The organism is Vibrio mediterranei, from assembly GCF_900088415.1.
Taxonomy (GTDB): Bacteria; Pseudomonadota; Gammaproteobacteria; order Enterobacterales; family Vibrionaceae; genus Vibrio; species Vibrio mediterranei.
In genome coordinates, this window is record NZ_FLLQ01000003.1 from 21,925 (window position 1) to 32,606 (window position 10,682).

Consider the following 10,682-nt stretch of genomic DNA (forward strand, 5'->3'; position numbering starts at 1 on the left):
ATCGAAGGAACAGATTATGAATAGCGCAGTAGAAGCACAACTTGCTGAACTAGGTATTGAAGGCTACCTGAATCAGCATCAACACAAATCTTTACTCCGATTCCTGACCTGCGGTTCGGTTGATGATGGTAAGAGTACCTTAATTGGTCGTTTACTCCACGACTCTAAGCAAATCTATGAAGATCAATTGGCGGCAGTTCACTCTGATAGTCAACGAGTGGGAACAACGGGTGAGAAGCCTGATTTGGCCTTATTGGTTGATGGTCTGCAAGCAGAGCGCGAACAAGGTATTACCATCGATGTGGCTTACCGTTATTTCTCAACCCAGAAACGAAAATTCATTATTGCCGATACGCCAGGGCACGAACAATACACTCGTAACATGGCGACCGGTGCGTCGACCTGTGATCTTGCGGTTATCTTGATCGATGCTCGAAAAGGAGTATTGGATCAGACGCGTCGTCATTCGTTTATTTCGAGCTTGTTGGGTCTTAAGCATTTTATCGTCGCGGTTAATAAAATGGACCTAGTGGACTTCTCTCAACAGCGTTACGAAGCAATTCGTGATGAATACCTAACGTTTTCGGAAAACTTAGGTAAAGACATCAATATCCAGATGATTCCTATCTCTGCTTTAGAAGGCGATAACGTGGTCGACTTGAGCAACAACATGGATTGGTATCAAGGAGAGCCACTGCTTGATCTGCTAGAAAAAGTCGATATCGACCAAGAGAAGCAGAATGGAGATTTCCGATTCCCAGTGCAATATGTGAATAGACCTAACCTCGATTTTCGCGGTTTTGCTGGCACCATTGGTTCAGGAGAAATACAGGTTGGCGATGAAATCAAAGCACTACCTTCTGGGAAAACATCACGTGTAGAACGTATTGTGACCTTCGATGGTGATTTGCCTCGCGCATTTGCTGGTCAAGCAGTAACGCTGACTTTAAGTGATGAGATCGATATTAGTCGCGGTGACTTGATTGTGAAACAAAACGCGAAAGTGGTGTCGTCAAATCGTCTGCTTGCTGATGTGGTTTGGATGACTGATGAGCCTTTGGCTGCAGGTAAAAGCTATGACATCAAGATTGCAGGCAAGAAAACTCAGGGTCAGCTAGAAGGTGTTCGTCATCAATATGACATTAATACACTTAAGTCTTTTGATACTGACGCTTTGCCTCTCAACGGCATTGGTTTATGTGAGTGGTCACTTACAGAGTCAGTTGCGGTAGATAGTTATGATGCGGTGCAAGATACGGGTGGTTTTATTGTTATCGATCGACTCACTAATGTAACAGTAGGTGCAGGCTTGGTTCGTGAAGCATTAGCTGAAGAACAATGTTCACCTCAAGAGCGCATGGGGGCATTTGAGAAAGAACTGAAAGCACTCATTATGAAGCACTTCCCTGAGTGGGATGCCAATATCTAACATCTTGGTTAGTAGGAACCATTGCGACGTGAAATCAATACAACGTAGCATTAAGTAGTAAGGGGAAGGATATGTGGGAACAAGGAGTAGTGCTAGCACTGTTGATGTCTATCATTGCTTGCTTGATCGCGACCCAGATAAAACCGAGCCTTATCTTTGCTGGTGCTGCGTTTATCGCGTTTATTTCCGGTATGTTAGAGCTCAATGCGATAGCGACCAATTTTACGAATTCGTCGCTATTAACATTGGTGCTACTGATTCTTTCATCCGCCGCGTTAGAAAAAACGCGATTGATCAGTTGGGTCAGTCGTTCCATTGCTACAGGCCGTTTAGGCTCAGTGGTGGCAAAGCTTGGGGTCTCTACGGCTTTGCTCTCTTCTTTTACCAACAATACCGCTGTTGTTGTGTCATTAATTGGCGCTATTAAGCGCAACCAGCGTCATGCCCCTTCAAAGCTGCTTATTCCTTTATCTTATGCGGCTATCCTTGGAGGCACACTGACGCTAATTGGTACTTCTACCAACCTTATAATCAATAGCTTCGTCGAAGATGTGGGCTTACCCAGTTTGGACTTTTTCGCACCAACTTGGATAGGACTTAGTGTCTTAGTTGGTGGAGTATTGGTACTGATTCCATTAAGTTATCTTCTGCCTAATTATGATGATGCGAATCAAGATGATTTGCCCTACTTTTTGGAAGCTCGAGTGGAGCCTGGCTCACCACTAGTGGGACGAAGTATCGCAGAGAACAATCTCAGGGCATTACGAAAGTTGTTTTTGGCCGAAGTGGTACGAGATGGTGAAACTCTGGCTTCAGTTGACCCTAACTTTGTCCTTCAAGCTAAGGATCGTCTGCTGTTTTGTGGTGATGTGGAAAGTGTTGCTACTCTTCAAGAAATTCAGGGTTTGACGTTTTTCGGACAGCACCATCTCAACGGACAGAACCTATTGGAAGTGGTGGTCAGCTCATCGGCGACCTTCTGTAATAACACGCTTAAATCGAGCCATTTTCGTGACCGTTTTGATGCGGTTGTGGTGGCGATTCGGCGTGGTCATGAACGACTGGAAGGTGGTCTCGGCAATATTATCTTACAGGCCGGAGATACATTGGTGTTGGCGCCTGGTAAAGGGTTCGAACAGGCTCGTCGCCAACATCGAAAAGAGTTTGTGCTGGTCAATGACTTAGATTCCAGTGCCAAACTTGATTTTGCTAAATCGAGTTACGTGCTGCTTGGTTTTGTTGCTGTGATTGCGTTAGCACTCACTCACATTCTCCCCATAATTAAGGGGCTAGCACTGTATCTAATCGCGGTTCTGGCCTTTGGCATCGTTAATATTGGCGAGCTAAGGCGTCGCTTTCCGGTCGACATTGTGGTGATTGTTGGCTCGGCGTTGTCTATCGCGCAGTTGATGATATCTACTGGCCTCTCTGAGCGCATGGGAGCGATGTTTATCGAGCTATTCAATGGTTGGGGCGTATTTGGAGCATTAGTGGCCACTTACTTAGTGACACTTATTCTAACCGAATTGGTGACCAATAATGCTGCCGCGGCATTGGCGTTTCCCATTGGCTACAGTATGGCGGTCGGCTACGGCGTTGATCCCATGCCTTTCATAATGGCTGTGCTGTTTGGTGCGAGCGCGAGTTTTATCTCTCCTTATGGTTATCAGACTAATCTACTGGTTTATAGCGTTGGTAATTACCAACTGAAAGATTACATGAGAATTGGGATACCTATCTCTATTGTCTATTCCGTTTTGGTATTGGCACTTATTCCCTATTTCTTCCCGTTTTAAGTATTTTTACAAGGACTTACTATGTCAAATAGTGCACTGGCAAGCGCCGAAATAAACAAAGATGAAAACGTTATTTGGCATCAGCATCAGGTAACCAAGTCAGAGCGTGCAACCTTAAAAAATCAGCAGCCAGTAGTGTTGTGGTTTACGGGGCTTTCCGGTGCTGGAAAATCAACGGTGGCAGGCGCTCTGGAAACTGAACTTACGCAACGCGGTTATCACACCTATTTGCTAGATGGCGATAATGTGCGACACGGGCTCTGTCGAGACCTAGGCTTTTCTCAGCAAGATAGACGAGAGAACATTCGAAGAGTTGGTGAGCTAACAAAATTGATGGCGGACGCGGGTCTTATCGTGCTCTCAGCCTTTATCTCTCCTCACCGAGAAGAGCGAGCTTTAGTGCGTGAGCTATTACCTCAAGGCGAATTCTTGGAAGTCTTTGTTGATGCGAGCTTGGCGGTTTGTGAAGCGCGGGATCCTAAAGGGTTATACAAGAAAGCACGAGCGGGAGAAATCAAGAATTTCACCGGGATAGATTCTGAATATGAACAACCCATCGAACCCGAAATTCATTTAAATGCCGACGCATATAAAGTTGAGGAACTGGTTGAACAGTGTATTCAGGCACTGACTGAGCGAAGTATCATTCGCTAAACCGTATGATGAAACGAGTTGGCCGTGTCACCCTTCACAATGAACTTTCTATTCAGTAACTCTAGCAGTTTATCGCGGTACTGGTTATTGCTACGGTTTCCAAGCAATTGGCACAACTCGTTACCTGTTGGGGTAAATCGGTAGTAGGTTAACGTGATGCCTTTATGCTTTGGCTGCAACGTCATTTCTTTACCTTGATAACTGAGCTTAAGTGCGGGCTCTTTGGTGATTTCACCAGACTCTAATTCGGTGGCGAGCAGGATGCCGAGCTCAACAAGTAATAACAGGCTGGAATAGGGAAATTGAAATTCACCTAGGCTTAGTTCATCAAGGCTTTCGCGTTTAGAAAAGCTAAATAACCCTGCCTGATGGCGAATACCAAGTAGTAGTTTTCGGCTAGTATCGGTACCAAAACTGCAAGCCAAAGAAGCTGCGCGTTGTAGAGTTTGTGCTTCTTTTGGCGTCATGTCTCTAAGGGCTTTTAGAGCTTTCATTGAAGTTGAACCAGGATTGGTCACCTCCCGTTTTAGCACCTGTGCCCATAGCTTTTGCATTGAGCTGTTGTGAATTTCCTTAGCCATGTCGAAATAACGCACCAGCCAGTCAAAGTCTGGCTCTCCTGCCACTTCATTCTTGCACGATGTCAGCGCGGCTTTCACAATTTGTTCTAAGTTCTTTTGTCGCTGCTCTTTACTCTGCTTTTCGCGCAACATGGCGCGTTCAAATAGGCTTTTACTTGGGGTTTCCTCTGCAATCAATGCGTCCAAACTATGTGCTTGAGCAATAGCACGTATTCTGCTGCCACTGTCCTTCATATGGTGGCTTTTTTTGTGAGCCTGTTCGTTCTGCGTGTTTGGCTCGGTAGTTTGTGATTGCTGATCGGCAGGTAATTTGCTCATAAAAACGAATTCAAGATAGGCAGTAAAATTGTACGATTGATCATCAATTTAGCGATATTTTATGGTGCTGACTAGTTCTATTTATGTGAGCTATTTTCCGAATTAACAATAACGGCCATCATATTGTAAAAAACGCTGGGATAAATGATAAATTTTTGTTAAATTTGAGGTGTAACTAAGGAGGGCTTTATGAGTCACTCAGGAGAGAATAGAGTTAAAAAACACGTTTCGGTAGCATTATTGCTATGTGTTTATCTCGGAGTGCTAGCTTATCTATCTACTTTCATCAGCTAAGTAGAAGATTGATTGGCAATATGACAAGCTAGCACTGTTAACGAAATGTTTACTTTTAACGCCTCTACGCTATTCAGCGTGCATTCTAATCATCGTCATAATCTTCAATACGGATTCCATCAATCAGATAGGCAGTTTCAGCGAGCTCAGAATTGATGGTTTCCGTCTTCAATGTTCCTACCACGTAAATAACATCCCACAAACGATGTACAGGTGCACCTTCTTTAAACTTTACATAAATGATTTGGTTTGGTGGCGGTGGCGGTACGTGAATACAGGCGCCAAAGTAAGGAACCAATAGAAATTCAGTCACCATGTCTTCATCGCCTTCAAGTGGAATAACAAAGCCAGGGATCTTGACCATACTGCCATTAAGCTCTTGTCGGACAGAGCCCAATTTTGATTGCTCCATTACACCGCCAGAGTGATCAATGGCAGGCATGCCCATCGCATCAAACTGGTTGCGTTCTTTCTCGGGGATCAAATCGATCCAATCGAGTTTTAATAGATCAGATTCATCCTGTGCTAACGCCATATGTGGCGTTAGCATGCTTATCGTTAATAATAGAATGCCAACGAGTTTAGGCAGTATTTTCATGTCAATCTCGCTAAATTCGGATGGTCATGCCATCGCTTAATGATTGTCGGTACGCGCGCAGTGCAGGGAAGAATCCAATGATCATTCCTGCGATTTGAACAAACCCTAGCAACATCCACTCATGAGCAGTAATTGCGGTTAGCGCAATATTGATACCGTAGTTTGCAGTGATGATTGGCGCAGCGACCGCTAGCATGGCATACATGCCACCAATACCGCAAATGATACCGACAGAAGTTAGAACGGTGGCCTCACTGACCAACAAGGTGAATACGTGTCGTGGTCTAGCTCCCATGGCACGTAGTATCGCCATCTCTCTTCGTCTCTCTTGTAAACTAGTCAGTAAGCTCGAGAGCATTCCCATCAAACCTGCGACGACAACAAAAATAGAGACGATAAGCAACGCTTGTTCTGCCACACTCATCATGCCCCATAATTCATGCAAGGCGACACCTGGAAGAATGGCGCTTAGTGGTTCTTGCTTATAGGTATTAATCTGTCTTTGTAGAGCGAAAGTCTGAATCTTGCTCTTAAGACCTATCAACATGGCCGTGATTTGCTTTGGTTGGAAGTCAATCTGTTCCAGCTGTTCTTTGCTTGGTGTGTTACCCAGATTTGCACCAGATTCCCAACCGACATGTATCGCTTCAATTGCTTCAAGAGAAACATGAACAGTTTTATCGACTGGTGTCCCTGTTGGGGCGAGTATGCCGACCACTTTGAAAGGGAGGTTTTCATGACGGCTAAAGCCGACATCACTGATGCCGTGCGCAATAATGATTTCACTGCCAATATCATAACCTAGGGATTTGGCAACATCCGAGCCCAGCACGGTTTCAAATAGCCCATTAAACTCATGGCCTGAAGAGAAGCTTAAATGTTGCTTCTGTCCATATTGGTAATGCTCGAAATAGCTGTGATTAGTTCCCATGACTCGAAAACCTTTGTGTGAGTCTCCAAGAGAAATGGGAATTGCCCAGTCAACAGCGCGATGTTGGCTAAACTCTTCATAGCTTTTCCAATCGATATTATTGGTGGCATTACCAATACGAAAGACAGAGTAGAGCAGCAGGTTCACTTGGCCAGAACGACCACCGACGATGAGGTCTGTACCTGAAATCGTGTTGGCAAAGCTGCTTTTTGCTTGAGTTCGAATACGTTCAACACCCATGAGAAGAATAACCGAAATCGCCACTGTCATAACGGTTAATAATGCGGTGGTTTTTCGGTTGAGAAGACTTTTCCAAGCTAGTTTCAATGTAATACTCATAATGCTCTCGCTTGGTTGATATCCAGTAAATTTTCGCTTCGCGTAAATAGGGATTCGAGCGTCGGGTCGTGGCTGACAAAGATCAGCGTGGAATGAGCTTGGTTGGCTTGTTCCATAAGTAATTCGATAAAAGCTTCTCGGTTATCGTGATCCAAAGCCGAAGTTGGCTCATCGGCAATAAGAAATTCAGGCTGACCAATTAAGGCACGTGCGGCGGCCACACGTTGTTGTTGACCAATACTGAGCTCAATCACTGGTTTGTTGAGAAGGTGTGAAGGCAGCCTTAAGTGTTCGAGAAGCCGCTTGGCTTCTTGCTCTAAAGGGCCCGCTACCTTGTTTTTTCTGACTTGAGAAAACCGGCAAGGTAAAGTGACGTTATCAATGACAGAGAGATACGGCAGCAGGTTAAACTGTTGGAATATATAGCCTATATGATCCGCCCTAAATTTATCTCTAGCACTGGCAGATAAGGATTGTAGTGACTGTCCCAGAGCGACAACATTGCCTGAAGTTGCTGTATTGATACCAGTGAGTAGTCCCAATAAGGTCGATTTCCCGCAGCCACTTGGTCCTTTTAAGAATAGATGTTCACCCTGTTCTATAGTGAGTGAAGGAATATCGAGTGTGGGGGCTTGTTCTGGGTGCCATTTGAAAGTGAGATCGGTGAGTTCGATTACTCTAGCCATAATGTCCTCTTATCCAAGAAGATGCCCTAAGAGAGCAAAGCTACTTCTTAGGGCAAGATGCTTACAGTTTAATGACAGTGTTGCCAGAGGTTAGTTCAGTTGCAGATTGTGCTGTGTCCGTTAACAGGTTAACAGAGACTTTTTCAGTTGCAGGGAAGTAGCTAAACCATTTTGTGTCAATTTGGTTTAACTCACTGAAATCACTACAGGTAAATTGGTATTGCACGTTGAACTCACCATGTCCATCATGATGGTCGTGGTCGTGGTCGTGGTCGTGGTCGTGGTCGTGGTCGTGGTCGTGGTCGTGGTCGTGGTCGTCATGACCTTTGTGATCATCGTGTTCTTTATGGTCATGATCGTGGTGGTCGTCATGACCTTTATGATCATCATGATCTTTATGGTTGTGATGGTCATCGTGGTCATCGTGGTCATCATGGCCTTGATGAGACTCTAGCGTGTTATCAATATCCGCATCCACGAGCTGGCATCCAGCAGCCTTTGGTAGGATCAGTAGGTTATTTACGTCGTTGAGTGTCGCTTTGGCTTTGGTAAGCGCCGCTTTTTCTGCGTCAGTTTTCGGGGCATGCTCGAAGCCGACTACATCCGCGCCAGGAGCCGTAATCTCCACCAAAAGGTCTTGTCCATCTTGAGCAATATTGAACTCGACATGGCCGTGAACATGGGCATCGTGTTGTCGGAAGTTTTCTTCTGCCACCGCAAATTGGGAGACTACGAGTCCAGCTAATAGAGTCATCTTAAGTTTCATTGGGATTCCTTAAATTTTAGTCTGTGATAACAATAGATGATTTTAGTGAATCTAGGTAAGCAAAGGCGGTGAGCGTGCACTGATGCACTCCGGCTTTGAATGGCAGACACTATTATCTATATTGATCAATCTTGAATGAGAAACAACCACTGACGCTGCATGGAAAAGACTGACGGGAAGTGAATGGGAGCCTTTGGTAAATAAAGGGCAATGATGTTCCTGGTGGTCGATGTGAGAATCGTAGCTGTGCTCGATGGATAGGGCATTGAGAGCAAGCAGCAGCAAGCTTAAGCACAATGCAGCTCTTAGCTTAGAACCTGTTTTCATCGGTTGAATCAGCGACATGCGACTTGTTCTCGTTTAATTTTGATTTGTTATGTTATAACAAATCAAAATATTTACCAACGTAAACAATGGTCCGCTTTGGGTTTCTAACAGGAAAAAAACAATGGGAGCGACTTTGCTCCCATTGTGATTTCAACATAGCGAGAGGTTATAGGTTATCGCTGATCATCGTCAGCACTTCTTGAACCTCACTATCTGTTAAAGCGCCTTCTTTAACATACAGAATCTTGCCTTGCTTATCTTGAACGATAATTGCTGAATTATCTTCTTTGAGTTGCCATGCATTGGCAACTAGGCCGTGTTTATCGAGCACCATGGATGACCATGGGAATTCTTGCTTGCTGTCTTCAGCTGAAGATTTGACAAAGGAGCTTGTGCCCCACATCGCATCATCTTGGTTGATAATTGTCGTGGTTTGGTAGCTGTCTTCTGGAAATTTTGCATCCGTAATGGCTTTCATTAGTGGGGCGTTCATCTCTTTTGAGCTACTACGGCCAGCGATGGCTTGAATAACTCGTACTTTGCCAAGCATATCTTTACTGCTCCACGCTTGGTAAGTAATTGCATCATTGTTGAGAATAAGCTCACCATGATCCTTCACAGATATTGAGCGTGCGTTGCCACCAACTTGTAAATTCGTGGCCATAGCAAGAGTGGGTAAACACAGCATAGCTATTGTTAGGAGAGGCTTTAGTTTCATTGTAATTGTTTCCATTACTTTGTGTTGAGCGGCATACCATAGGTTAACCTAGGAATTACCACAATGTTATTGGTGCGATTTGACCAAGAGATGTCCTTTACTTGATAAAATCATACCAAGCATAACAGTAATTTATAGTTTGTTGCAAAGATGTTAATTTATCTTTTGTGAACGAATAAATATGCTGTATACTTGTCCCGAGCGCAAAAAATATTGCGACAACACTCGCATAAAGCGAGAACATGATGGTTGTACTCAAACGGATATTGAGGTTAGGTTATGCTGCGAAAGTTTACGGTTTATCGTCCGAGACAAATTGCTAAATTTGTTAAAACGCTTTTTAAGGGACAGTTTTTTATTGCGGGTATCGGGGTGTTTCGGTTCGATAACGGCAAAGTGTTACTACCAGAGGTCGGTGACAAACAAAAACTCGATGCATTTAAAGAGATTAACATCGAGATTGCTGCGCTCGCGATGTAGAACAGATATATCAATAGAATTTTTTAGAAACGCTCTCGGTGTGAAACCAAGAGCGTTTTTTGTTGTGCGCCGTCTGATTATTGAGGAGGAAAACAGACGCCTGTACCACCAATTCCACAATACCCATTAGGGTTCTTAGCGAGATATTGCTGGTGGTATACCTCAGCAAGGTAGTAGTGATTGAGTAAGGCAATTTCTGTTGTTATGGAAGTATCACCAAGTGCCTGTTGGTATTGTTGCTGAGTCTGTTGCGCTGTCAAAAGCTGTTGCTCATCATTAACGTAAATAGCAGAGCGGTACTGAGTACCAATATCGTTCCCTTGACGCATTCCTTGCGTTGGATCGTGTTTCTCCCAAAAGACTTTGAGTATGTCTGTCAAAGAGGTTACCCGAATGTCGAATACAACACGCACCACTTCAGTATGCCCCGTATTTCCAGAACAGACCTCTTCATAGGTCGGATTTGGAGTGTAGCCACCCGCATAGCCGACGGATGTCGAGACAACACCGTCTAACTGCCAAAACACACGCTCGGCTCCCCAAAAGCAACCAAGGCCGATAACGACAGACTGTTGATGCTCATGAAGTGAGGCATTGAGGTCAGATTGATTGATGAAGTGTGGCTCCATTTTTGCGATGGCATGGTCACGCCCCGGTAGAGCTTGGTCTGCTGATATCATTTCCGTTTTACGCATCATAGGCTCCTTTTTGGACTATTATTGAGTGTACGAAGTTTCTGAAAACCATCAATAAAATAACGCTAAT

Annotated in this window: 12 protein-coding genes; 4 read left to right on the forward strand and 8 right to left on the reverse strand. The window is 44.5% G+C overall.

The features are described from left to right. Positions 1 to 16 precede the first annotated feature (16 nt). The 3 genes from cysN (at position 17) to cysC (ending at position 3,879) form a co-directional block, all read left to right on the forward strand. Entirely contained in the window at positions 17 to 1,429 is a 1,413-nt protein-coding gene (gene cysN, locus VME0621_RS09985; protein ID WP_062462307.1) for a sulfate adenylyltransferase subunit CysN, read from the forward strand. 71 nt (positions 1,430 to 1,500) lie between these two features. After that, entirely contained in the window at positions 1,501 to 3,225 is a 1,725-nt protein-coding gene (locus VME0621_RS09990; RefSeq protein ID WP_038228867.1) for an SLC13 family permease, read from the forward strand. Between the two features lie 21 nt (positions 3,226 to 3,246). After that, complete coding sequence (gene cysC / locus VME0621_RS09995) at positions 3,247 to 3,879, forward strand: adenylyl-sulfate kinase (RefSeq protein WP_006073221.1); 633 nt, start codon at positions 3,247 to 3,249, stop codon at positions 3,877 to 3,879. Here the strand turns inward: cysC and VME0621_RS10000 are convergent. From VME0621_RS10000 to VME0621_RS10025, 7 genes are all read right to left on the reverse strand, one after another. Then, positions 3,876 to 4,778, reverse strand: a complete 903-nt coding sequence (locus VME0621_RS10000; RefSeq protein WP_062462304.1) for a TIGR03899 family protein — start codon at positions 4,776 to 4,778, stop codon at positions 3,876 to 3,878. The two genes, cysC and VME0621_RS10000, sit on opposite strands and share 4 nt — an antisense overlap. Positions 4,779 to 5,157: 379 nt before the next feature. Continuing rightward, complete coding sequence (locus VME0621_RS10005) at positions 5,158 to 5,622, reverse strand: DUF3299 domain-containing protein (protein WP_062462342.1); 465 nt, start codon at positions 5,620 to 5,622, stop codon at positions 5,158 to 5,160. Between the two features lie 58 nt (positions 5,623 to 5,680). Beyond that, entirely contained in the window at positions 5,681 to 6,940 is a 1,260-nt protein-coding gene (locus VME0621_RS10010; protein WP_006073230.1) for an ABC transporter permease, read from the reverse strand. Next, positions 6,937 to 7,626 (reverse strand): ABC transporter ATP-binding protein, encoded by a 690-nt coding sequence (locus VME0621_RS10015; RefSeq protein ID WP_062462302.1) that lies wholly within the window; start codon positions 7,624 to 7,626, stop codon positions 6,937 to 6,939. Before VME0621_RS10015 ends, VME0621_RS10010 begins: the two co-directional genes overlap by 4 nt. Before the next feature lie 61 nt (positions 7,627 to 7,687). Further along, entirely contained in the window at positions 7,688 to 8,392 is a 705-nt protein-coding gene (gene zrgA / locus VME0621_RS10020; protein ID WP_062462299.1) for a zinc uptake protein ZrgA, read from the reverse strand. Positions 8,393 to 8,443: 51 nt separating this feature from the next. After that, positions 8,444 to 8,737 carry a DUF2607 family protein gene (locus VME0621_RS26155; RefSeq protein ID WP_082795561.1) on the reverse strand — a complete coding sequence of 98 codons (294 nt, stop codon included), beginning with the start codon at positions 8,735 to 8,737 and terminating at the stop codon, positions 8,444 to 8,446. Positions 8,738 to 8,885: 148 nt separating this feature from the next. Further along, on the reverse strand, positions 8,886 to 9,437 hold the full coding sequence (locus VME0621_RS10025) for a YtfJ family protein (protein ID WP_062462296.1): 552 nt from the start codon (positions 9,435 to 9,437) through the stop codon (positions 8,886 to 8,888). A gap of 279 nt (positions 9,438 to 9,716) precedes the next feature. Here VME0621_RS10025 and VME0621_RS10030 point away from each other — a divergent pair, with 279 nt between their 5' ends. Then, positions 9,717 to 9,917, forward strand: a complete 201-nt coding sequence (locus VME0621_RS10030) for a DUF1107 family protein (protein ID WP_006073236.1) — start codon at positions 9,717 to 9,719, stop codon at positions 9,915 to 9,917. A 77-nt stretch (positions 9,918 to 9,994) separates the two neighbouring features. Here VME0621_RS10030 and msrA read toward each other — a convergent pair whose 3' ends face one another. Further along, positions 9,995 to 10,615, reverse strand: a complete 621-nt coding sequence (msrA, locus tag VME0621_RS10035) for a peptide-methionine (S)-S-oxide reductase MsrA (RefSeq protein ID WP_062462293.1) — start codon at positions 10,613 to 10,615, stop codon at positions 9,995 to 9,997. Between the last annotated feature and the right edge of the window lie 67 nt (positions 10,616 to 10,682).